The following is a 23,337-nucleotide window of genomic DNA, read 5'->3' on the forward strand; positions in this document are numbered from 1 at the left end:
CACCATTCTCCTCAGATCAGCGGACGCGGATTGGACAGATATTGCGTGCGGATCGCATGCGCAGTCGAATAGGCAAGCCCGCCGAGCAGACCTGTCGGATTATACTGCGTGTTCTGCACGAAATTGCCTGCGCCGGTCATGAACACATTGTGCTTGTCCCAAGCCTGCGAATAACGATTGACCACACCCTCACGCGGATTTTCCGACATGATATGGCCACCCGTATTGTGCGTCGTCTGATAGGGGCGTACGTCGTATTGCGCGCCTTCCTTCTTGAACGACGACTGCAACAGGTCCGGATTCATCGTCTTGGCCAGCTCTTCCATCTTGGTCTTCATATACTGGGTCATCCGAATATCATTCGGATTCCAGTTGAAGGTCATGCGCATGAGCGGGCGACCGTGACGGTCCTTGTAGGTCGGGTCCAGATCGAGGTGGTTGGTCCGGTAGGACATATGCGAACCATGGCTCCCGATGGACATGGCATGGCCGTACCATTCGGCGATAGCTTTTTTCCATGCTCCACCCCAGGCTGGTGTGCCCGACGGCAGCGGCATGCTGCGGATGGGCTGGCCGTTGGTCTGGCCTGCGCGCCAGTACGAACCGCCGATGAAGCCTTCCCGTCCGAAATCGATCTGGTTGACACCGAAATCGTCGATGCACATGCCGTTCGCGCCGGTGCCGATGAACGGATTGAACTCTTCATCCTTGAAGAAGAGCGTCACGCCGCCATTCATCTGATAGGCATAATTACGCCCGGTCACACCTTCGCCCGTTGCCGGATCGTATGGCTGGCCGATGCCGGAAAGCAGCGCCAGATGCACGTTGTTGAGCGAGAAGGATGCAAGAATGACGATATCGGCGGGCTGGAACACTTCTTCCTGTGTCGCCTCATCGAAATAGGTCACGCCCGTAGCCGTCTTGCCATCCGGCGCCATTTCGACGCGCAGCACTTCCGACTCCGTGCGATAGGAGAAGTTTGGCATGCGTTTCAGCGCATCGAGAATTGCCGTCTGCGGGGAAGACTTGGAATACTGGTAGCAGCCGAAGCGCTCGCAGAAGCCGCAATGATTGCACGGCCCCATCTGCATGCCATATTCGTTGACATAGGCTGTCGACGCGATACCGCCCGGCGACGGGAACGGGTGGTAACCCGCAGACTGTGCCGCATCGGCGAATTTGCGCCCATCCCAGGTCGTGTGCATCGGCGGCATGGGATAGTCGTTTGAACGCCATCCCTCGAACGGATTGCCGCCTTCGACGGTCTTGCCCTTGAGATTGCCAGCCTTGCCGGAAATGCCGGCAATACGCTCGAACCGGTCGAAGAAAGGTTCCAGCTCATCGTAGTGGATTGGATAATCGCCCAGAAGCATATCTTCCGGAATGATCTGCTCGCCCCAGCGTTCCCTTACATAGGAGCGCAGGCGCAACTCTTCCGGCTGCGGACGCCAGTTCAGGCCGTTCCAGTGCGTACCCGCTCCGCCAACGCCGTTGCCTGGCAGGAACGAACCGAAGCTGCGATAAGGCAACGCAATTTCGTTCTCGTTGCGCCGCACCGTGACCGTCTGCTGGCTGGCGCGCTGCATCAGCTTGAGGCGCACGCCATATTTCAGCTCGTCGATCATGTTGGGATATTTGAAATCGGGGACCGTATTCTGGTCATGGCCGCGCTCAAGCGCGACGATTTCAAGCCCTTCCTGAGCCAGTTCCATGGACAGAATGGCGCCGGTCCAGCCGAGGCCGACGACGACCACGTCTTTTTTCTTTTCCTGACGTGCCATTGTTAAGCCCTCTCGCCCTTGATCGAAACCGGGCCTAGCGGATAGCGAACATTGTAGCGCTCGACCCATTCCTTGTAGCTGCCGCGCGCACCGGGGAAACCGATATAGCTCCAGGCCTGCATGCCATGATTGCCGCCATACATCGGATCGGCGAAATAGCCTTCCTTGGTGTTCTGCAGCAGAACCGTGAAGAAGTCGCGCAGTTCAGGCTGCAAGCCGACCTCCCCTTTCTGCAGCGAGGTCAAAGCCGCGTCCTGCTGTTCGGCCGTGAGGGCTGCAAAAGCTGCGCCATGTTTCTGCTCGCACCACGCATTGAAGGCGGGAATGCCCTGCCGGTAAATCTGCGCCGGATTGAGCGGCGTTTGCCAGCCGCGCGTCGGATCGGCGGACGGATCGTGGGGACCGACCATGTACCAGTCATCCGCGCGACCGAAATCGCCGGCAAGCTGGAGATCGATGAATACGGGAACACGGGCTTCGATGGCGCCGGGGCCATCCCCTTCGGACGGGATCAATCGCGCCGTCGCGGCGAGAATGAAAGCCCATTCGACTTCATTGAAATATTGACGTTCATATTCTTCGAGTGGAACCGGGGGAGTTTGTGGTTCCGCTTTGGCTGAGACAGCGAGCCCTGAAAGCATCACGCTTGCCGCGGAGGCTTTCAAAAAACTGCGACGACTCGGATATCCGGGAAGGTCGGTCATTGTCGTTTCCTGCCGATTTGGTGGGTAAGACTTTTTGAGGTGTTTCCGAGAAAATTCCACGATACGCAGATGAGAAACATACACGCTGGATACACATACCTCCAGAATAGTTCAAATAACTTGTACCCTAGTTGTGCATAACCAACCGGAGTTCTCTATAAAACTAGAGCCTTAGCGCAATCCGGAAAGGCCTGAAGAACGACGAAAATCCGGGCCGGTGATGCCACTCCATGCGCTTCTTTCACAATCACGTGAATACAAAACAAGCTTGCCGGATATTGCCCTTCCTGGCGGCCCGGCACTGACATCACGGCAGAATATGGCTCACCAGATCGGAACCGGCGGCAGCTTTTCACGTTGAAAGCGATGGCCGGAAGTGGCCATTATGATGCTGTCGCGGTTTTCACGCGACGGGAGCGAAACGAAGGGAGGTCAGAAAAATGAAGGCACGCACAGCGACTGTCGGTGATCTTGAAAGCGTTTTTCACGACCTTTCGAGGCGGATGGCAATTGAATATATCGCCGCTGGCAAGGATACCAAAACAGCCTATGACAACCTGATGATGAACCTTCGGGAAGGTCGCGCGCATGCTTTGCTGCAAGACGGCAAAGTGGTCGCAATCATTGCCTGGCACGAGGTCGATGGCGCGACAGATACGCTCTTTGCAGCGAAGGAAGAATTCTTCAACCGAAATACGGTGCGCTTCTGCAAGCAGCATATCCGGCAGATTCAAGCTTTGGCAGGCGATCTGCCTGTCCATTCGCGAAGCTGGCTCGACCGTTCCGACATCGTGAAATGGTTCAAGATCATCGGCTATGAGGAGAAGGGAACCGACAACGGCGCCCGGCTATTTGAGCTGCCTGCCCGCCGCGACGGCATAGTCGCCGCTTGAGTTTCGCTGCCGGAGTAAATTCCGGTAGCGTTTCAAACTCTCCCAGTCCGTTTTAACGTATTTCTGACGATTAGCCGCTATCAGGAAAGATGGCAGCCAATCGGGGGAAATCATGGCTTGGAAATTCATGCTTGCAAGTGCCGTTCTCGCTGTAACGCGCACAATGCCGAGAGCCTTCGTCGCCCCAAGGGGCCCAGCCGTGGTCTCGGACAACGCGATGGAAATGGAGCTGAAACCGGCTCCGATCAATCCCGAGTGGGTATTGGACGGCAATCCGCAGGCACGTTCGAGTGAACAATCGGCAAGCGGCGATCGAGCTGCCTATACGGCCATATGGGATTGCACCGCAGGCACGTTCCGCTGGTATTTCGGCTGGGATGAAACCGTCTATATTCTGGAAGGCGAAGTACATATCACCGACACGGACGGCGGCACACGCACCTTGCGGGCTGGCGATGTCGCCTATTTTCGGGGCGGCACATGGGCGACCTGGAAAATCGACAATTATCTGCGAAAGGTCGCCTTCATGCGACGCACTTTGCCTGCACCCGCCTCATTCATCTATCGGGCAAGCGACGCGGTGAAGCGGCGGCTGGGACGCCGAAAGAGCGGCGCGCTCAACTGATTACCGGTTTGTGATCGGGATGGGCGCGGTATTCGCGCCCATCAGATTGACGGACAACCCCGTTTCTCAGTATAATCAATGATGGCTTTCGCCACATATGATGGGAATGGGGTTCTCCCGAAACTGCCAGCAATTGGCTGATGACTCCTGCTTGAATTGAAACAGGAGAAGAGTGCGTCGAGCGACCTCTCGAAGAGAGATATTCTATCAAACTTTCAGAAGTCACTGACTAAATCTCTATCCATTATTGAAATGGACACAGAACAATGCAAGCAACCCTCATGGTGGCGCTCGGCGGAGCGATCGGAAGCGTCGCGCGATACTGGCTGGCCCTGTTGATGCTGCCGGTCAGCCGCGAACTTCCCTGGGGCACCATCGTCATCAATATTGTCGGCTCTTTTGCAATTTCGTTCTTCGGCGCACTGACGCTGGAACAGGGCCGCTTCCCCCTGCCCGAGATCTGGCGCATCGCCTTTATGGTCGGCGTGTGCGGCGGCTTCACCACGTTCTCGTCGTTCAGCCTGCAAACGATGGATCTTCTACGCGCTGGCCAACCCGGCAAAGCCCTGTTCAATATCGGCTTTTCGGTTGTGCTTTGCCTGATCGCCGTCTGGCTCGGGCTGCTTGCAGCAGAACGCTTCAATGGCGGCATCGAGCAGGTCGCGCAGAATGCGATCGAAGAAGAAGCATCCTAAATATTATAAAGCCCGTATCATTCACGTGCGGGCTTTAGAAAGCAGTATCTTTTCTCTCTGAACTGCATCGCGAGATATGGACAATCATTCCAGTGCTCGGTCAGGCATGCCTGCTCAGGCTTTGCCATCTCGTCCATCGTGCACTTCTCCTTCGCGCAGGCCGTCGTATAGACTTGTGCAGTTTCGACGTGAGCTGCGGCGATGATCGTCTTGTACTTTGGTAACGTCAGCTTTTCAAATGCATCAATCATCTTTCGCTGCTGAAGAAACGTACCCGAATCCGGTTGCCTGGAGATGGTCATCTCGCCTGCCTGAAGCATGTGCTTGTTATACGCATTGAACTGTTCATCAGTACATGAGAGCTGACCATCCGCCGAAACGAGGGATGCCACGCTCTTCTGCGACAACATGAAAGAAAAACCAATTACAAAAACAAACAACAGTGAGGGTATCACCATCAGGAACACGTGCTTGCTTGTCTTCATATCCACAAACCAACCCTGAAAATTCTGTTCAAGAAGGACGGAGTTTATCCTTAGCCTGCACCAGCCAGCAACTGGCCAAACCACTAGTAAATTTATGAATCTAATGGGTTTTTTTAATTTGACGCTTAAAACGAGATTTATATCGGATGGGTATCAAACGTCAAATTCAATCCACTAGAGCATGTCTCCCGAAAGTGGGAACCGGTTTCGGGATAAAGACATGCACAAAAACAAACAGATAGAGCATTTCCAATGATTCAATCAAAACAGGAAATGCTCTAGGTGGTTCTTACGTGCGCTTTATGGGGGAAGCAAGCAATGCCTGTGCGGGCGGCCAACATACAGGAAATACGATTGACACGTTTGCTTTTGAAAACATTGTCAATCTCGGATCAAGTCCTGAAGGCAATATAACCTATTTACTCCAGTATTTTTAAAGACATTGAATACTAATATTCATCACATTTGATCTAATTTCAATTAAACGAATCATTTTCTGGATCAATACTCACGAATGTGATATAGTTTATTTATATTATATTTTAGGATTAATGAATATGGAAATTGACACTTTCTCTGTTATTCAATCCCTTGCATTATTTGCGGTCGTCATAGTGATAATGTTCATGATATTTATTGGAATTAATACCAATGGAACATTGTGAGCTGTTTAGGAGGTGCGTGCACAAGGTTCGCTAAATCCAACGTTATATATTTGGCCGAGGCCAATGCCTACCATAGTCTATCCAAGGCAGGTCTTTCTGCGGGTGCATGGTTCACAAACCGATTCAGGATCGCATGGGCGGGAAATTCCCATTATCGCTAAAGGCGAAAAGAATACTGAGAGGATGTAAGAAATGTTGGCGCGAAGGCGCAGCCAGCGCATCAGTGCTTTGCGTCCATAACTGCAGTAAAAATCATAAGATCCAATGAAATGGCGGAGGGGGTGGGATTCGAACCCACGGTACAGTCTCCTGCACGCCGGTTTTCAAGACCGGTGCCTTAAACCGCTCGGCCACCCCTCCAGGCGATTGATTTATTATGCTTTTCTCAAATCCAGAAAAGCTGCAAACCGAAGCAAGCTATCGATTTGCGCCCAATCGCTCAGCGAGTGACTTCTTAGCAGTTTTTCTTGTGGCGTCAACGTGCACTGTTCCATTTGCCAGCATTCTGAACATGAGAGACAGAAAACAGTCACAGATCCCGCCCACAAGAACTCAATCCAGCCTCAACACTTCAACTTTCAATGTTGCAGCCATGGCCAGCGGTTGATTGCGCGCTAAGTTCTTTCACGCAGTCCCTATCGCAGATTGCCATATCGGCAGGATTCAACACGGAGGAATCCCCATGCAACACAAAATCCAGGAAGACATGGAAGTCATCGGCGCCGATGGCGTGCATGTTGGCACAGTCGACCACATTGAAGGTAACCGCATCAAGCTGAAAAAGACCGATAATTCCGGCCTTCACAGCGACCACCATCATTATATCGAACTCGGTTTTGTTGCCGACGTCGAAGGCGACAAGGTGAGACTTTCTGCCAATGCCGATGTGGCGGTAACCCTGGAGGAAGAAGCCTCAGGCCGTCCGGTCGATCTCTGAAGCCAGCCTCAAAACCTGCTCATAACACGCGGCCAAAGGCTGCCGTGTTATGAGCCCTCCACCTCGTCTGCCTTTCGCCCATCGTCTTTCTGCATTGTTGCAGATCGAGACTTCGATCTGATAGAAATTCATTGTCAAAACGCCGCAAGGAAGCGACCGGACTTGTCCTTTGCCATATTGCGGCTTAAACATGAGTATAATAATCAAAATAAGAAGATGGGAAGCTATGAGTCTGGATTCCGTAAAGGCATTTTTTGCGGCCAAAGCGCCGGAAATCGAAGTGATCGAATTGCCGACGAGCACAGCCACCGTTGTTCTCGCCGCGGAAGCGCATGGTGTGGAACCGGGGCAGATTGCCAAGACGCTTTCGTTTTCGGCCAAGGAGCAGACCATTCTCATCGTCACTCGTGGCGATGCGCGTATCGATAATCGCAAGTTCAAAGATCAGTTCGGAACTAAGCCACGCATGCTGGATGCTGAAACCGTTCTCGCTGAAACCAGCCACCCGGTTGGAGGCGTATGTCCGTTCGGTCTTCCCAGCGCCCTGCCCGTTTACTGCGATATATCGCTGAAGAGCTTCGAGGAAGTCGTACCCGCCGCCGGAGCTACCAATAGCGCCGTGCGCATCACTCCGCACAAAATGGCTGAACTGGTCAGTGCCGAGTGGATAGACGTCTGTCAGTAGGCCGAAATGGTTTTTTGCAGCGGGCCTGGGAGGAACTCGCAGTTAATTGATACGGGTAACAACTTTTCCCCTTTAAAGGTGAGAAAAGACTTCATATATTTTAAGAATGATTCTAAAGTGGGTTAAGAAACCGATACCCGCTTTAACGCATGATCCGATCGAGCCTTGAACCTTTCCGGATCGCAAATGCGAGAAGACCAGAATTTTGGAGCAGTTCCAAAACAGGGATAAACCGTTTTCGGTTTGGAATTGCGAACTCAAGGATTGGAGCATCGCGTCCTCGGCATCGAGGCATGTAATCGCTCCGAGACGTGCTGAAAGGAACAGTGATGCGTCTTACCCGCCAGACGAATTATGCCGTTCGTATGCTCATGTACTGCGCCGCCAACGACGGCAAGCTCAGCCGCATTCCGGAAATTGCGCGCGCCTACGGCGTTTCTGAACTGTTTTTGTTCAAGATTCTTCAACCGCTCGTGGAGCATGGGCTGGTGGAAACTGTACGTGGCCGCAATGGCGGCGTGCGCCTTGGACGTGCGGCACCGGACATTTCGCTGTTCGATGTTGTGCGTGTAACCGAAGAAAACTTCGCCATGGCCGAGTGCTTTGAAAATGACGCTACCGAATGCCCGCTGGTCGACAGTTGCGCGCTCAATTCCGCGTTGCGCGAAGCGCTCAATGCCTTCTTCGGCGTACTGATGAAGTACAGCATTGCAGACCTCGTCAAGGCGCGCCCGAATGTGCGGCACCTGCTTGGTCTCGATGAAATGGAAGAAGAGCGCGTCGCGAGCTGACGGTTCAACGCAAAGTTTGAAATGAAAAGGTCCGGCTTGATGCCGGACCTTTTTTATTCTGCGGCAGAGCGATAGGCAGACTGCGGCAATACGAAAGGGACACCCTTTTCCGGCGGAACCCCTACCCGCAACGTGCATTCATAGACACGTTCGAGCCGTTCGTCGGTCAGTGCTTCGCGCGGTGTGCCGATCACATCGAGCTTGCCCCTGTTCATGACTGCAATACGGTCGGCGAACATGGCAGTCAGGTTTAGATCATGCAGGATAGCGATCACCCCGCCGCCTGCCGCCGCGAAATCCTTCGCAATCTCCATCACGACGATCTGGTGTCGGATATCGAGGCTCGAAATCGGCTCATCCAGAAAGAGATACCGCGGCTTGCCGTCCACGACCGGTTTCCAGACCTGGCACAGAACGCGGGCAAGCTGTACCCGCTGTTGTTCTCCGCCGGAAAGTTCCTGATAGAGCCGACCACCGAAGCCAGCGAGATCAACCCTTTGCAGGGCGAGATCGGGCAAGCGCTTTTCTTCATCACGAGAAACGCCGCTATAGCCGCCGGTAAGCCCGATCTTTACGATCTCGCGAACCGTGAAGGGAAAAGACAAGGCGCTTGCCTGCGGAAGCACTGCCCGGCGCGCCGCCATCTGCCACGGCTTGATTTCAGCGAAGGACTGGCCATCCAGATAGGCGGTTCCTTTGTAAGTGATATCGCCGGAAAGTGCGCGCAACAGCGTGGTCTTGCCGGAACCATTCGGCCCGACGATTGCGGTCACCTCGCCCGGCTTAGCCGAAAAGGCGATATCGCTGATGATGGTCTTGCCCGACAGGCTTACGCCCAATGCCTTTGTTTCAATCATGATAGCCTCACAGATCAAGCAGGCCGCGCTGGCGCAGCAATATCCAGAGGAAGAACGGCGCGCCGAAAAGCGCGGTGATGATGCCGATCGGCAATTCTGCCGGAGCAACAATCGTGCGGCTTACCGCATCCGCCAGAAGCAGAAGCGTAGCACCCAAAAGAGCCGACGCTGGCAGGAGATAACGATGGTCCGGCCCAATGCTGAGGCGCAACATATGCGGTACAACAATGCCGATAAAGCCGATCCCGCCTGCAACGGCCACCGTTGCACCGGTAGCAGCAGCCACCGTGACGATGGCGATGTTCTTGATGCGCTGCACCTGAATGCCAAGATGGCCAGCGGCAGCCTCGCCCAGAGCCAGTGCATTGAGACCGCGCGCGAGCAAAGGTGAAACCACCAGAATGATGGCGATGACCGGCCCCGCAGCGCCAATCTTTGCCCAGGTAGAACCAGCGAGCGAACCGAGACCCCAGAATGTCAGGTCCCGCAACTGCCGGTCATCGGCCAGGTAGATGAGCGCGCCGGTAGCAGCGCCCGCCAGGGCACCAAGTGCAATACCTGCGAGCAGCATGGTTGCAACAGAAGTGCGCCCGCGACGCGTCGCAACACGGTAGAGCAGCAAAGTGCTGGCAAGACCGCCCAGAAATGCAGCCAGAGGCAATGCATAGACACCGAGGATCGCAATAACGGGCGCGAGAAAAGTGCCGCCCAGAACGATCATCGATACTGCACCAAGGCCGGCACCGGCTGACACACCGACAAGCGCCGGATCAGCCAGCGGATTGCGAAACAGGCCCTGCATCACAGCCCCGGAAACGGCGAGCCCAGCCCCGATCAACATGCCCATGACGATACGCGGCAAGCGGATCTCCATGATGATCAGATGATCGCGACGAAATGCATCCGCGCCTTCGGCTGCGCCGGAGGAGGTCAGAGCGCGCAGAACCGAAAGCACGGACGCATCCGAAGCGCCTGCTGTCAGGCTGAACAGTGCCGCGATGCATAAAGCAACGGCGAGCAATATGATGGTGAGCCGCGCACGTGCCGCGCGGTCTCCTGTGACGTCACCGTCAGAGGTAGTGACTTCATTATCTGAATGACGCGCTGCAAAGCGCTGTTCGCGCGCTACGCGACCTTGGCTGGTCATTTCGAATATTCCTTGCAATCAGGCTTGCATGTTCTTCAAACGCGCAAGCCCAATCATGTTACTGCGCTGCGGGAGTGCCGTAGAGTTTTGCTGACAGGTCACGAATGGCAGCGCCGGTCCGCGGCCCAAATCCCAACAGATAGGTTGCTTCCATCGATACGACATTCTTGTCGCGGCCCGCCGGTGTCGCCGCAATAACGGGATTTTTCAACAGTGATTCCGGCGTCATTCCGTCCGAACCCGTATCCATCATCAGGATCATGTCGGGCGCGGCTTTCTCGACAGCTTCGTCGGTCAACTGCTTATATCCGTGATACTCGGTGATGACGTTTTTGCCGCCGGCAAGCTCAATCATGCCGTTAGCCGCCGTACCTGTACCCGATGCCATCATACGCCCGCCGGGAGCCGACAGTATAAATAGAACACGCTTGCGTGAACTGTGGCCGGACGCGGCCTTTTCAGCCGCTTCTATATCGCGCGAGACTTCGGCAGCAAGCGTCTTGGCCTTGTCTTCCAGACCGAGAGCTTTGCCCACGATCTCGATTTTCTTGACAACGCTTTCACCGGTATAAGTTTCTGGCACGACGATCATCGGCACCGATGCTTTTTTCAAAACATCCAGTGTGTCCTGCGGACCGCTGCCCTCAAGGAGCAGAATGCCGGTCGGATTGACCGAGAGCACGCCTTCGGGTGCAAGCTGGCGCATATAGCCGATATCCGGCAACTTCTTTACTGCATCGGGATAGATACTCGTCTGGTCACGCGCGGCGAGCATTTTTTCCGCACCGAGAGCGTAGACAATTTCCGTCAGCGAGCCGCCGACGGAAACAATGCGCGACGTGTCGCTGAAATGATCGACAGTCTCGGCACGTGCAGCACTACCAGCCGCCAGCGATAGTGCCACGGCAGCCAGAGCAGCTCCGCGCCGGAAGCGCGAGGAAATGAACGACATTGCCGTCACCTCACGCAGCAGACGACTGCGGCAGACGCGGAAGATTTTCCGCGATCATGCGCCAGTCGGCCAGCTCCGCTTCGCCTTCATGACGCTCGCCGAAGAACTGCACAATCAGTTCGCCATTGGCATCATAGGCTTCCAGCGATGTCACATGACCATCCTTCGTAGGCTTGCGCACCACCCATACATCGGCAATGTGATCGACGCGCAGGTGCATATGGAACGTCGGGTCCAGTACGTTAAGCCACGGGCCCATCATCTTGATCTCGAGGATCGGACCCGTATGAATCTGAATGCAGCCACGGCTGCCGACAAAGCACATGATCGGCAGCTTTTCCTGCACCGCATGGTTCATCATAGCCTCGACCGACGACGTATCGACACGCCAGGCAAAATCATGACCGGCAAGATGCACGGCCTGATGGCGATCCACGCCGAAATCCTTCAACAGGCCGACGAACTGGTGCACATCGGTGAGAGCGCCCCAACGTTCACGGAATGCGTCGATATCGAGAAGCGATATGTCGGCCTTCGGCCCCTTTGGCGCAAGCGCGCTGGTTTCAATGACTGGAGACTGATCGTCCAGCAGCAAATCGCTGACGAGCGCTTCGTAGGCTTCAACATTGGAAGCCGGACGCAGATGAATCTTGAAGACCGCCTCGCCCGTGGCGTCGAAGAACTGCAGGCTGCGACGCGTTGCTTCGCCATCCTGCTTGGAAACCGCGAAACCGTGAACCCAATGCTTCGGGAAAATACGAAGATCGATCTCCTTGCCGAGTGCCAGCGAAGCATGCGGCCCCCAGATCGTCTTTTCAAAAGGCCCGATCTTCTCGTGGACAACACTCTCATTGCGCGTCAGCGCCATGATTTCGCCGACGGCCCCAATCCGATTCAACAGCGTTTCGACATCGGCGCGAACACGCCGCGCCGAAATCGGTGCCGTTGCATCTTGTCCGCAATGCGCTGCTACGAAATCGGCTTCTGATATACCGAGGCTCTGCGCAAAATCGCGTTCACGCATTTTCGGATTATCAGCCCGTGCCTTGAGAATCTGCTCTGGGGAGGGCTTGGATTGAGTCGTCATCTGATGGTTGCCTACTTGTTTAGGATGAGCTTGCCTTGGCGGGTGATCTTGAGGCGATAGAGCGAGCCGCCGTGCTCTATGCCCACTTCCCGGGAGCCGTCGAAGAGTTCGCGACTGCCATAGGTTTTCAGTTGCGGCTCAAGTGCACTCTCGCCGAAGCGAGGTTTTATCCGAGCCGGGACAGACCCGGTTGAATCGCCGCTGAGCTGGCTTTCAGGAATGCGATTTGCAGTTCTGTCGGAAACGGGTCCGCGCGGTAACCGCACCTGCATGTCGATATGGATTCGCCTGTTCATTTTCTCGCCTCAGCATCGACTTTCCACACGGTGATGACAGCAAATTTGTTTTGTTGACATCAACAGTCATGTTTATTAATCACTGCATTACTGGAATAATCGAGTCAAGTTTAAATCTCGCTTTTTTCAGCGCAAGCCCGGAAGAAATCGTCTTCCCAGCCAGCACGCGGCCTTCTCTTGAGGGGGAAGTCATAAACAATTGAATTTTTTAGTTTCTTCGTCACCCGTCGGGTCGACGAAGCGCGTCTGGGTCATGAAGGAAACATTGGAAATGCGGGCGACTGGTGGGGTTCACAAACGATCAATTCTGGCGAGCACGGGGCTTGCTGTCATTCTGGTGGCGATGACGTCACAAGCCTTTGCGCAGGAACAGAAAGCCTCTGAAGAAGAAGCTGGTGTTGCGTTGAAGACGATCACCATTCGCCGGGCGACAGACGCGCAGGCGCCGACGTCCGTGGCGGCACCAGTCGGTAGGGTCGACCGCGAAGAGATCAATCGTTTCGGTGGCGCGAAGCTCGATGACGTGTTGCGTGGCACGGCAGGCGTGTTCACCCTGCAAAACGCTTCCAATCCAGGCGTCGCGGTCAATATTCGTGGTTTCGAAGGCTCCGGTCGCGTCAATATGATGATCGACGGCGTACCGCAGAACTATCGCAACACCGCCCACGATGCGCAGGGCTATGCCTATATCGACCCGAATCTGCTGTCAGAAATCGATGTGGCGCGCGGCGCCGTGACGACCGAAGGCGGAACCGGCCTTGCCGGCAGTGTCAATTTCCGCACGCTCGGCGTTGATGATGTCATTCTGGATGGCAAGGACAAGGGTGTCCTCGGCCGCGCTTCCTGGGGTAGCAATGGAACCGGCTTCTCCGAAATGCTGGCAGGTGCTGCCCGCGTCAATTCCATCGGCATTGTTGCGGCCATCAGCCGTCACGATTCCAACGATTACAAGAACGGCGACGGCGTGACCGTCGAGAAGACCGGTGAGGAACTGACTTCCGGCCTGTTCAAGGCCGAGTTCGGCCTTGGCGAAGACCAGAAGCTGACGCTCGGCGGTGTGCTTTACAACAACCACTACGGAACATATGCGAACGGCTACCGTCCGGGGACCTATACGATCTACGATATGTTCCTGCAGAACCGCACGTTCTTCGCACAGTATAACTACAATCCGTCGGACAACGATCTCATCGGCCTCGACGTCAACCTCTACCACAACAGCACATTGCAGAACTGGGAAGACGGTAATGGCAGCTTCGTGGGACGGCAGGTTTCAACCGAAACCACCGGCATGACAGCCTCGAACACGTCACGCTTCACCTTTGGCGAAGTGGCGGTCGCGTGGAAGAACGGTTTTGAAATCAACCGCGATACCGCTGGCGGCACCCAAACGGGCGTCAATCCGACGGATGCCACATCCAATCGCGGCGCGGTTTTCTCGGAAGCGACCTGGAATTATCAGGCCCTGCAAGTCGTTACCGGCCTGCGTTACGATTATTTCAAGCTCGAAAGCGAAGACAGCTCGATTTCTAACAGCGATGGCGAATTCAGCCCCAAGGTCACCGTTGCCTATAACCTGACCGACTGGCTGCAGCCTTACATCACCTATGCGCATTCCATGCGTTCGCCGAGCCTGCAGGAAACATTCCTCGGTGGCGTGGCGCATGCCGGAACGGGCATGATGCACGGCAACCCCAATCTTCGCCCTGAAAAGCAGCGCGGCTGGGAATTCGGTGTCAATATCGCCCGCGATGGCATCCTGACCGCCGAAGACGGTCTGCGCCTCAAGGCCAATTACTACACGATGCGCGTTGAGGACTACATAACGGCTGCATCCGACTACAGCCAGTTCATCAACGTAGACGGCACTTCCACCGTCAAGGGCTTCGAACTCGACGCGCGTTATGATGCGGGCTTCGCCTTCGGTGGCATTGCTTACACGCATTCCACCTCTGAATTGCCTGAACAGACAGCCGGCATGGGTGCAAATCAATATCTGCCCGAAGACGTTGTAACGGTTACAGCCGGTGCGCGCTTCTTTGAACGCAAGCTCGAAAGCGGTCTGCGTGTCCAGCATGTTTCCAGCGGAAAGACGCTCGACGGAGATAACAGTGATCCCTACACGCTGGTCGACGTCTTCGCGAAGTACAAGTTTACCGACACGGTCGATCTTTCGCTTCAGGTGCTGAACATCACCGACAAGGAATACACCCCTGCTCTCAGCACCTATGGTTCTGGTCGCGGACGCACATTCCTCGTCTCCACACAGTTCCAGTTCTAAAACTTTGAGAGGCGTGCTCGCCTCTCATTCACGATCGTCGCATCTTCGAAGACCGACCAACCTGACCGCGGCGGCCTTCTGATCCCGAGATGTGACGCGGCGGGTGCGGCCCCTACCGCTGCACTCGCCAAAAGTTATATAAAGTAGCCAATCCCAAACCTGATGGAAAAGGATCAGCAATGTTCATAGCCATGAATCGCTTCAAGGTTCGCGTCGGCAGCGAAGCCGACTTCGAAACCGTGTGGAAAAACCGAGACTCCAAATTGTCCGAACTTCCCGGCTTCGAAAGCTTCCACCTCCTGCGCGGCGCGACCAACGAGGAGGAAGGCTACACGCTTTATGCCTCGCACACGGTCTGGCGCAATCGCGATGATTTCGTCGCCTGGACCAAGTCCGAACAGTTTCGCGATGCGCATCGCAATGCCGGAGACAACAAGCCGCTCTATCTCGGACCTCCGCAGTTCGAAGGCTTCAGCTCCGTTCTCGGCTCCTGAGGCCTAGGAGAAACGCCTATCCACAAGGTGCGGCGAAATAGCGCACATTGTCATGTCAGCGTCATTCGAACGCTGCCATGACGACAATAAAATAACAATTATCGTTTAAAGATGGGTAGTTAACTCATATTTAGAATGATTCTAACTTATTGATTTTTAGAACATTTCAAAAACATAAAAATTGACAGAACGGAGCCCTACCGGCCATAACCTGACTTAATTTGGTGGGTTTTATAAACACCACTTAAGTAATGCCTTTAATGTTCGGGCCTTTAACCCTTGCAGTTGGAGGAACCATTGACCGGTTCAGTTCGGCCTTGCGCCACGAGTGAAATAAAGCTGCCAGTTTTTCAGGTCAGCAACCCAGTTGAAGTAAAGAGTGAGCCGGTAAAGTCTCTCCAGTCGACGCTTTTGGCGTCCGATTTCTGCTTTGCAGGCATGGGAGATAGTTCCTCATGCTAGTCTGCAGCTGCAACGTTATTACCGATAAAGACATTGAAGCTGTAGTTATCGAGCTTCTCGATCAGGATTGCTGGCAACTTATCGTTCCCGGTACCGTCTATAATGTCATGTCCAAGAGCGGCCGTTGCTGTGGCTGCTTCCCAAACGTCGTGGAAACGATCATAAGGGTGACTGAAGAGTATCATCTTCGTCACAACCAAATGGACGAAAACGTGGTCCAGTTCATGGATCGTGTACGTTCTCTACGCGACAAATTCGGGAGTTCATGGAATGAAAGGCGAACCAAAGGTCATCGAGCGGCTTAACGAGGCATTGTTCCTCGAGCTTGGCGCTGTAAACCAGTACTGGCTTCACTACCGCCTCCTCAACGACTGGGGCTTCACGCGTCTTGCCAAGAAGGAACGTGAAGAATCCATCGAAGAAATGCATCACGCAGACAAGCTGATTGATCGCATTATCTTCCTCGAAGGTCACCCGAACCTGCAGACCGTGGCTCCGCTGCGCATCGGCCAGAACGTCAAGGAAGTTCTGGAAGCCGACCTTGCAGGCGAATACGACGCACGCGCTTCCTACAAGAAGTCCCGCGAAATCTGCGACGAACTCGGTGACTATGTTTCCAAGCAGCTTTTCGATGAGCTTCTGGCGGATGAGGAAGGTCATATCGACTTCCTCGAAACCCAGCTCGACCTCCTCGCCAAGATCGGCGAAGAACGTTATGGCCAGCTCAACGCGGCTCCGGCCGATCAGGCTGAGTAAGCCAAACCCACCAAGTAAACAGAAGCCGGGGCCTTGCGCTCCGGCTTTTTTTATCATCTCAACTTTACCGTTGCCCCTTTATCGTGATATTGCGCGCCCAATTTCCGATATTTTGCAAGGTTCTCCCAATGAGCGCACCGCGCGTCAGTTTTGTTTCTCTTGGCTGCCCGAAGGCGCTTGTCGATTCCGAACGTATCATCACCAGCCTTCGCTCCGAGGGCTATGAAATCTCCCGCAAACATGACGGTGCCGATCTGGTCATCGTCAATACCTGCGGCTTTCTTGATTCCGCACGTGATGAATCGCTGGATGCCATTGGCCTTGCTCTCAACGAGAACGGGAAGGTCATCGTGACCGGCTGCCTCGGCGCAAAACCCGATGTCATTCGTGAGCGCCATCCGAACGTGCTGGCTATCACCGGTCCGCAGGCCTATGAAAGCGTGATGAGCGCGGTGCACGAAGCCGCCCCTCCCGCGCACGATCCGTTTGTCGATCTGGTGCCGCCGCAGGGCGTGAAGCTCACCCCGCGCCACTACGCCTATCTGAAAATTTCCGAAGGCTGTTCAAACCGCTGCTCCTTCTGCATCATTCCAGCACTACGTGGCGATCTGGTATCGCGCCCGATCGATCAGGTGCTGCGTGAAGCGGAAAAACTGGTCAATGCAGGCGTGAAGGAAATCCTCGTCATCTCGCAGGATACGAGCGCCTACGGCCTCGACATCAAATATCAGGAAGCCATGTGGCAGGACCGCACGGTTCGCACCAAGTTCCTCGATCTCTCGCGCGAACTGGGTGACATGGGCGTGTGGGTGCGTATGCACTATGTATACCCCTACCCGCATGTCGATGAAGTCATTCCGCTGATGGCGGAAGGCAAGATTCTGCCTTATCTGGATATTCCTTTCCAGCATGCCTCACCGGCGGTTCTGAAGAACATGCGCCGTCCGGCACATCAGGAAAAGACCTCGCGCCGCATTCAGGCCTGGCGTGAGACCTGCCCGGATCTGGCCGTGCGTTCCACCTTTATCGTAGGCTATCCCGGCGAAACGGAAGAAGATTTCCAGATGCTTCTCGACTGGCTCGACGAAGCCAAGATCGAGCGCGCCGGCTGTTTCAAATATGAACCGGTGAAGGGCGCGAAGGCTAATGATCTCGGCCTTGAGCAGGTCCCGGAAGAAATCAAGGAAGCGCGCTGGCATCGTTTCATGGCCAAGCAGCAGCAGATTTCGACCAATCTCCTCAAGAAGAAGGTCGGGAAGCGCCTGCCTGTCATCATCGATGAGGCAAACGGTACGATTGCCAAGGGCCGTACGCGCTACGACGCTCCGGAAATCGACGGCAGCGTTCACATCCAGTCACGCCGTCCGCTTCGCGTCGGCGACATCGTGACGGTGAAGATCGAAGCGAGCGACGCTTACGATCTGCATGGCATGGCGGTCTGATGGCGGCGGAAGCTGCCATAGCGATCAGAAAAGCCGCCGCGGCTGACGTGGCGGCAATTGTCTCCATGCTCGCCGATGACGCATTGGGTGCGCAGCGCGAAGATGCGAGTCTCCCCTTGCAGGATTCCTACCGCAACGCCTTTGCAGCAATTGATGCTGATCCCAATCAGCTTCTGGCTGTCGTTGAACATGATGGCGAGATCATCGGCTGCATGCAGATCAGCTTCATACCCGGCCTGTCGCGAATGGGCATGTGGCGAGGACAGATCGAAAGCGTGCGGATTGCAAGCCAAATTCGTGGCGGTGGAATAGGCCGCCAGATGATCGGGTGGGCAATCGAGCAGTGCCGTGAGCGCGGCTGCGGTCTCGTACAACTGACGACGGATAAATCGCGTTCCGACGCGCTGCGTTTCTATCAGTCGCTCGGCTTCACGGATAGTCACGAAGGACTTAAGCTATCGCTTTAACAGGCGGATACAATCCATTGTGAGAAAATAAAAAGGGCGCTTTGAGCGCCCTTTTCTGTTTCAGTCTGGAGAAACTTACTGTGGCAGCTTGTCGTCCACGCCAGCGACGTAGAAATTGAGGCCCAGCAGGGTCTTGTCGTCAGCCTGTTCGCCTTCTTTCAGCCAGACGGAGCCGTCCTGCTTCTTGATCGGGCCAGTGAACGGCTTCAGCTCGCCCGACTTGATCTTGGCTTCGGTTTCCTCGGCCAGTTTCTTCACGTCGTCAGGCATGTTGGTATAAGGCGCCATCTTCACGAGGCCTTCCTTCATACCCCACCAGATGTTCTGGCTTTTCCACGTACCGTCCAGAACAGCCTTCGCGCGATCGATATAATACGGGCCCCATTCGTCCACGACAGCGGTGAGCTGCGTGTCGGGCGCGAACTTGATCATGTCCGAAGCCTGACCGAAAGCCTTGATCCCGCGATCATGAGCCACCTGAATGGCAGCAGTAGAATCGGTATGCTGGGTGATGATGTCCACGCCCTGATCGATCAGAGCCTTGGCCGCATCGGCTTCCTTACCCGGATCGAACCAGGAGTTAGCCCAGATCACCTTGACCTTGAAGTCCGGGTTGACCGACTGCGCGCCGAGCATGAATGCGTTGATGCCCTGCACGACTTCAGGAACCGGCACGGATGCGATGTAACCGGCAACGCCCTTTGTCGACATCTTGGCAGCGATCACGCCCTGCACATAACGGCCTTCGTAGAAGCGCGCATTGTAGGCGGACATGTTGTCGGCGGTCTTGTAGCCGGTTGCGTGTTCAAACTTCACGTCCGGGAACTTCTTGGCGACCTTGAGGGTCGGGTCCATATAGCCGAACGACGTCGTGAAGATCAGCTTGTTGCCAGCACGCGCCAGACGTTCGATGGAACGTTCGGCATCGGCGCCTTCCGGAACACTTTCCAGAAATGTGGTTTCAATCTTGTCGCCAAGCGCCTCGACAAGCTCCTTGCGGGCCTGATCATGCTGATAGGTCCAGCCGAAATCACCCGGAGGTCCGATATAGATGAAACCGATCTTGAGTTTATCTTCTGCATGCGCTGCGCCGCCAAGCATAAAGCTGGCCGCAGTGGCCATGGCCATAAGCGTCTTTTTCATGTTCCCTGCACTCCTTGTTTTTACCCACTAACCAAAACGAAAACCCTTGGGACGGTTTACGTCTACCCCTCAGCCGTTCGTGCTACCGGTCAGGAACAAACGGCTTGCCGAGCGAAGCCGGCGTATTCATCATCGTCAGGCGCTTGTTGCGCGAGATGATGACCAGCACCACAACCGTCGCAAGATAAGGCAGCGCAGACAGAAACTGCGACGGCAAGCCAAAGCCGAGCGCCTGCGCGTGAAGCTGGCCGATGGTCACGGCGCCAAACAAGTAAGCACCGATCAATACCCGCCATGGTCGCCACGAAGCGAAAACGACAAGAGCAAGAGCGATCCAGCCGCGCCCGGCTGTCATGTTCTCCACCCATTGCGGTACATAGACGAGCGACAATTGCGCGCCCGCAAGACCGGCGCAAGCACCGCCGAACAGAACCGCCAGATAGCGCGTGCGCACCACATGCACGCCGAGTGCATGGGCCGAGCCATGGCTGTCGCCGATGGCGCGCAATGTAAGCCCCGCTCGCGTGCGGAACAGAAACCATGCCACACCGACAACCAGCAGGATAGACATATAGAAGATCGGGTCCTGACCGAAGAGGAACCGCCCGACAAGCGGCAGATCGGTGAGGTAGGGAATATGGATTGCTTCAAGCCGGACGCCGGGAAGCCCGACAAAGCTTTCGCCGAGCAAGGCCGATGCTCCAACGCCAAGGATCGTCAGTGCCAGCCCGGTTGCCACCTGATTGGTGACGAGTATGAGCGTCAGAAAGCCAAAAACGGCGGAGAAAAGCGCACCGACCAAGACAGCGGCAAACAAGCCCAGCCAGGCCGAGCCGGTCATCTGCGCAATGGCGAAGCCGGACACGGCCCCCATCAGCATCATGCCTTCGACACCGAGATTGAGCACGCCGGAGCGTTCTACGACAAGCTCGCCGATGGCGGCGATCAGGAGCGGCGTCGCTGCCGTTGCAATCGTGAGAAGAATAGCCTGCGTCAAATCCATGAGATCAGGCCTTTCCCGCTTGGCGACCGGATATGAAGCGAATGCGATAAAGGATGAGTGTATCGCAAGCGAGAACGAAGAACAGGATCATGCCCTGAAACACGCGCGCAGATTTTTCGGAGATGCCGATAGCAACCTGTGCAGCTTCGCCGCCAAGATAGGAAAGCGCCAGTACCAGACCGGCTGCTATTGCTCCCAGCGGATTGAGGCGCCCCAGAAACGCGACAATGATCGCCGTAAAACCGTAGCCCGGAGATATGACCGGACGAAGCTGGCCAATGGCACCGGATGTTTCCGCGATGCCCGCGAGACCGGCAAGAGCACCCGAAACCGCAAAGACGAAGAACACCATCTTGCCTGCACTGAAACCCGCAAAACGCCCTGCCCTCGGACTTTGGCCGATAACCTTGACCTCAAAGCCCTTCAGCGTGTGCTTGAGCAGAAACCAGACGAAGACCGCTGCAACGAGCGCGAAAATAAAGCCCCAATGCGCACGACCGGATGCACTCCAGATTTCCGGCAGAATGGCGCTATCGCTGAACTGACGGGTTTCCGGAAAATTATATCCTTCTGGGTTGCGCCAAGGCCCACGCACCAGCCAGTCGAGGAACAGCTGCGCGACATAGACAAGCATGAGGCTGGTCAGGATTTCATTGGTATTGAAGCGCACTTTCAGCAATGCCGGAATGGATGCATAAGCCGCGCCACCCGCCATCCCCATCAGCATCATCAACGGCAGAACCACCCATGACTGCAGGTCGGGAAACATGACGGGCAGGACCGATCCCGCTATGGCACCGGCGATAAACTGTCCCTCGGCACCGATATTCCAGTTATTGGATAGAAAACAGACGCAGAGACCCACCGCGATCAGGATCAGCGGTGCAGCCTTCACGAGCAATTCATGCCATGACCAGATGTCGAATAACGGTTCGACAAAGAAGACATAAAGCGCATGCAATGGGTCTTTGCCCATCAGCGCAAAGGCAAGTCCGCCGAAGATCAGTGTCAGCGACAGTGCAAGCAATGGTGACAAGGCACTGAAAAGTCTTGACGGCTGCGGGCGTTTGACGAGTTCGATCCGCATCATGCAGCTCCCGCCTCTCCGGAGATACCGCCCATCAGAAGGCCGATCTTTTCCAGCGTTACATCGGCAATCGGCAGAGGATCGGAAAGCTGGCCATGATTCATCACGGCAATGCGGTCACTGATTTCAAGAAGCTCATCAAGATCCTGGCTGATGACGAGAACTGCGGAACCGGAACGTGCAAGATCGACGAGCGCCTGCCGGATATGTGCTGCGGCACCGGCATCGACGCCCCATGTCGGCTGGTTCACAACCATGACCGATGGTGAGCGATCAAGCTCACGCCCGATGATGAATTTCTGCAGGTTTCCGCCGGAAAGGGCAGAGGCAGGCGGATTTTCAGCGCTCTTGCGCACATCCATCCGTTCAATAATGCGTTTTGCGGCCGACCGAAGGGCACTCTCAGCGATCAGCTTCATCTTGCCGCCTCGCAGAAACATTTTTGCATCGGTCTTGTACCGAGACAAGAACAGGTTGTCGGTCAGCGTCATGGTCGGAACGGCACCGTGACCAAGCCGCTCCTCCGGCACGAAGGCCGCGCCCATCATGCGCCTTTCACTGATACCGGCCTTGCCTGCATCCTTTCCGCGAATACGGACATTCGATGGATTTGACTGCAGTACTTCCCCGGAAACGGCTTCGAAGAATTCACCCTGCCCGTTGCCTGCAACACCGGCGATGCCAACGACCTCGCCAGCGGCAACCGAAAGGGAAATATCCCTCAATGCCGTCGAAAATGGTCCACGTGGCGGTTGCGACAGTGACCTGATTTCAAAAAGCGCATCTTTACCGGCATTTACTGCCACGATGGGGCTGCGTGCCACGACATTGATATCATTACCGACCATCATACGGGCAAGCGACGCAGCGGTCTCCTTGCGTGGATCGCAATGCGCAACGACCTTGCCATGCCGCAATACGGTTGCGCGGTCACAGAGACGCTTCACTTCCTCCAGACGGTGGCTGATGTAGAGGATCGACTTGCCTTCGGCTTTCAGGCGCTCCAGCGTTTCAAACAGCTTGTCGGCTTCCTGCGGCGTCAGCACCGAAGTCGGCTCATCCAGAATGATAAGATCCGGCTTCTGAAGAAGGCAGCGCACAATTTCGATACGCTGGCGTTCGCCAACGGACAGATCACCAACATGGGCTTGTGGATCAACCGGAAGACCGTACGTCTTGCCAACCTCACGCGCACGCTTTGCAACGTCTGAAAGCGGCAGCGAACGGTCGAGCGACAGGGCGATATTTTCAGCGGCGGTAAGCGAGTCGAACAGCGAAAAATGCTGAAAAACCATGCCGATGCCAAGTTTTCTTGCGACACCGGGTTCGTCTATGGTGACCGGCTGCCCCTTCCAGACAATTTCGCCTTCAAGAGGCTGCAATGCGCCGAACAGCATTTTCACAAAGGTGGATTTTCCGGCGCCGTTTTCACCCAGAAGCGCGTGAATTTCGCCTTCCCCGATGGTGAGATCGACACCATCGCAGGCCCGCAGCTGACCAAATACTTTCGTGAGCCGGCGGACATCCAGAAGAGGCCGGTCGGTTAAAGGCGCTATCATTGTTCCCCAATTGTATTTTTTGCGACCTTATCCAGCAAGTCTG

At 55.3% G+C, this 23,337-nt stretch carries 24 protein-coding genes, 1 tRNA gene and 1 riboswitch; of the genes, 12 read left to right on the top strand and 13 right to left on the bottom strand.

Annotated elements, in window-relative coordinates; all coding sequences use genetic code 11:
* Positions 1-11: 11 nt before the first annotated feature.
* Together F9K94_RS14970 and F9K94_RS14975 are read right to left on the bottom strand one after the other, a co-directional pair.
* Positions 12-1,781, bottom strand: coding sequence for a GMC family oxidoreductase (locus F9K94_RS14970; protein ID WP_061345349.1), 1,770 nt, complete (start codon positions 1,779-1,781; stop codon positions 12-14).
* Positions 1,782-1,783: 2 nt separating this feature from the next.
* Complete coding sequence (locus F9K94_RS14975; RefSeq protein WP_024899775.1) at positions 1,784-2,485, bottom strand: gluconate 2-dehydrogenase subunit 3 family protein; 702 nt, start codon at positions 2,483-2,485, stop codon at positions 1,784-1,786.
* 440 nt (positions 2,486-2,925) lie between these two features.
* Here F9K94_RS14975 and F9K94_RS14980 point away from each other — a divergent pair, with 440 nt between their 5' ends.
* From F9K94_RS14980 to crcB, 3 genes are all read left to right on the top strand, one after another.
* Positions 2,926-3,378, top strand: coding sequence for a hypothetical protein (locus tag F9K94_RS14980; protein WP_151646579.1), 453 nt, complete (start codon positions 2,926-2,928; stop codon positions 3,376-3,378).
* Positions 3,379-3,490: 112 nt separating this feature from the next.
* Positions 3,491-4,003 (top strand): cupin domain-containing protein, encoded by a 513-nt coding sequence (locus F9K94_RS14985; protein ID WP_151646581.1) that lies wholly within the window; start codon positions 3,491-3,493, stop codon positions 4,001-4,003.
* A 93-nt stretch (positions 4,004-4,096) separates the two neighbouring features.
* Positions 4,097-4,160, top strand: a riboswitch (Fluoride riboswitch).
* A gap of 109 nt (positions 4,161-4,269) precedes the next feature.
* On the top strand, positions 4,270-4,698 hold the full coding sequence (gene crcB / locus F9K94_RS14990; protein ID WP_151556864.1) for a fluoride efflux transporter CrcB: 429 nt from the start codon (positions 4,270-4,272) through the stop codon (positions 4,696-4,698).
* 17 nt (positions 4,699-4,715) lie between these two features.
* Here crcB and F9K94_RS14995 read toward each other — a convergent pair whose 3' ends face one another.
* Together F9K94_RS14995 and F9K94_RS15000 are read right to left on the bottom strand one after the other, a co-directional pair.
* Positions 4,716-5,189, bottom strand: coding sequence for a hypothetical protein (locus F9K94_RS14995; protein WP_151646583.1), 474 nt, complete (start codon positions 5,187-5,189; stop codon positions 4,716-4,718).
* Between the two features lie 929 nt (positions 5,190-6,118).
* Positions 6,119-6,208 (bottom strand) — tRNA-Ser (locus F9K94_RS15000).
* Positions 6,209-6,530: 322 nt separating this feature from the next.
* On the opposite strand from F9K94_RS15000, the gene F9K94_RS15005 reads away from it, so the two are divergent.
* From F9K94_RS15005 to rirA, 3 genes are all read left to right on the top strand, one after another.
* A complete protein-coding gene (locus F9K94_RS15005) occupies positions 6,531-6,785 on the top strand; it encodes a DUF2171 domain-containing protein (protein ID WP_151557894.1) in 255 nt (84 codons plus the stop codon).
* Positions 6,786-7,011: 226 nt separating this feature from the next.
* Positions 7,012-7,470 carry a YbaK/EbsC family protein gene (locus tag F9K94_RS15010; RefSeq protein ID WP_151646585.1) on the top strand — a complete coding sequence of 153 codons (459 nt, stop codon included), beginning with the start codon at positions 7,012-7,014 and terminating at the stop codon, positions 7,468-7,470.
* A 329-nt stretch (positions 7,471-7,799) separates the two neighbouring features.
* Positions 7,800-8,261, top strand: a complete 462-nt coding sequence (rirA, locus tag F9K94_RS15015; protein ID WP_151646587.1) for an iron-responsive transcriptional regulator RirA — start codon at positions 7,800-7,802, stop codon at positions 8,259-8,261.
* 53 nt (positions 8,262-8,314) lie between these two features.
* Here the strand turns inward: rirA and F9K94_RS15020 are convergent, their stop codons facing one another.
* Genes F9K94_RS15020 through hemP form a run of 5 tightly spaced genes read right to left on the bottom strand, consistent with a single transcriptional unit; the run spans position 8,315 to position 12,600 of the window.
* On the bottom strand, positions 8,315-9,118 hold the full coding sequence (locus F9K94_RS15020; RefSeq protein WP_151646589.1) for a heme ABC transporter ATP-binding protein: 804 nt from the start codon (positions 9,116-9,118) through the stop codon (positions 8,315-8,317).
* Between the two features lie 7 nt (positions 9,119-9,125).
* Positions 9,126-10,265: a FecCD family ABC transporter permease gene (locus F9K94_RS15025; RefSeq protein WP_061345358.1), complete on the bottom strand. Its 1,140-nt coding sequence runs from the start codon at positions 10,263-10,265 to the stop codon at positions 9,126-9,128.
* Positions 10,266-10,323: 58 nt separating this feature from the next.
* The gene (locus tag F9K94_RS15030) at positions 10,324-11,217 is read right to left on the bottom strand and encodes a heme/hemin ABC transporter substrate-binding protein (RefSeq protein ID WP_151646591.1); all 894 of its coding nucleotides are present in this window, start codon (positions 11,215-11,217) and stop codon (positions 10,324-10,326) included.
* Between the two features lie 10 nt (positions 11,218-11,227).
* Positions 11,228-12,304: a hemin-degrading factor gene (locus tag F9K94_RS15035; RefSeq protein WP_061345360.1), complete on the bottom strand. Its 1,077-nt coding sequence runs from the start codon at positions 12,302-12,304 to the stop codon at positions 11,228-11,230.
* 11 nt (positions 12,305-12,315) lie between these two features.
* Positions 12,316-12,600 (bottom strand): hemin uptake protein HemP, encoded by a 285-nt coding sequence (gene hemP / locus F9K94_RS15040; RefSeq protein ID WP_061345361.1) that lies wholly within the window; start codon positions 12,598-12,600, stop codon positions 12,316-12,318.
* Positions 12,601-12,853: 253 nt separating this feature from the next.
* On the opposite strand from hemP, the gene F9K94_RS15045 reads away from it, so the two are divergent.
* The 6 genes from F9K94_RS15045 (at position 12,854) to F9K94_RS15070 (ending at position 18,502) form a co-directional block, all read left to right on the top strand.
* A complete protein-coding gene (locus tag F9K94_RS15045; protein ID WP_061345401.1) occupies positions 12,854-14,881 on the top strand; it encodes a TonB-dependent receptor domain-containing protein in 2,028 nt (675 codons plus the stop codon).
* A gap of 179 nt (positions 14,882-15,060) precedes the next feature.
* Positions 15,061-15,375 (top strand): antibiotic biosynthesis monooxygenase family protein, encoded by a 315-nt coding sequence (locus F9K94_RS15050; protein ID WP_151646593.1) that lies wholly within the window; start codon positions 15,061-15,063, stop codon positions 15,373-15,375.
* Between the two features lie 455 nt (positions 15,376-15,830).
* A complete protein-coding gene (locus tag F9K94_RS15055) occupies positions 15,831-16,142 on the top strand; it encodes a (2Fe-2S)-binding protein (protein ID WP_151557908.1) in 312 nt (103 codons plus the stop codon).
* Complete coding sequence (gene bfr / locus F9K94_RS15060; protein WP_010658824.1) at positions 16,108-16,593, top strand: bacterioferritin; 486 nt, start codon at positions 16,108-16,110, stop codon at positions 16,591-16,593. Before F9K94_RS15055 ends, bfr begins: the two co-directional genes overlap by 35 nt.
* 128 nt (positions 16,594-16,721) lie before the next feature.
* Positions 16,722-18,035, top strand: coding sequence for a 30S ribosomal protein S12 methylthiotransferase RimO (gene rimO, locus F9K94_RS15065; protein ID WP_151646595.1), 1,314 nt, complete (start codon positions 16,722-16,724; stop codon positions 18,033-18,035).
* Positions 18,035-18,502 carry a GNAT family N-acetyltransferase gene (locus F9K94_RS15070; protein WP_151646597.1) on the top strand — a complete coding sequence of 156 codons (468 nt, stop codon included), beginning with the start codon at positions 18,035-18,037 and terminating at the stop codon, positions 18,500-18,502. The genes rimO and F9K94_RS15070 overlap by 1 nt, the downstream gene beginning before the upstream one ends.
* Before the next feature lie 75 nt (positions 18,503-18,577).
* On the opposite strand, the gene F9K94_RS15075 is transcribed toward F9K94_RS15070, so the two are convergent.
* The 4 genes from F9K94_RS15075 to F9K94_RS15090 all read right to left on the bottom strand — a co-directional run bounded on the left by F9K94_RS15075 (position 18,578) and on the right by F9K94_RS15090 (position 23,294).
* Positions 18,578-19,645, bottom strand: coding sequence for a BMP family ABC transporter substrate-binding protein (locus F9K94_RS15075; RefSeq protein ID WP_061345366.1), 1,068 nt, complete (start codon positions 19,643-19,645; stop codon positions 18,578-18,580).
* A gap of 82 nt (positions 19,646-19,727) precedes the next feature.
* Positions 19,728-20,648 carry an ABC transporter permease gene (locus F9K94_RS15080; protein WP_151646599.1) on the bottom strand — a complete coding sequence of 307 codons (921 nt, stop codon included), beginning with the start codon at positions 20,646-20,648 and terminating at the stop codon, positions 19,728-19,730.
* Between the two features lie 4 nt (positions 20,649-20,652).
* Positions 20,653-21,735 (bottom strand): ABC transporter permease, encoded by a 1,083-nt coding sequence (locus F9K94_RS15085; protein WP_061345402.1) that lies wholly within the window; start codon positions 21,733-21,735, stop codon positions 20,653-20,655.
* A complete protein-coding gene (locus tag F9K94_RS15090) occupies positions 21,735-23,294 on the bottom strand; it encodes an ABC transporter ATP-binding protein (RefSeq protein WP_151646601.1) in 1,560 nt (519 codons plus the stop codon). The genes F9K94_RS15085 and F9K94_RS15090 overlap by 1 nt, the downstream gene beginning before the upstream one ends.
* Positions 23,295-23,337 lie beyond the last annotated feature (43 nt).

The organism is Brucella tritici, from assembly GCF_008932285.1.
In the GTDB taxonomy this organism is placed as follows: domain Bacteria; phylum Pseudomonadota; class Alphaproteobacteria; order Rhizobiales; family Rhizobiaceae; genus Brucella; species Brucella tritici.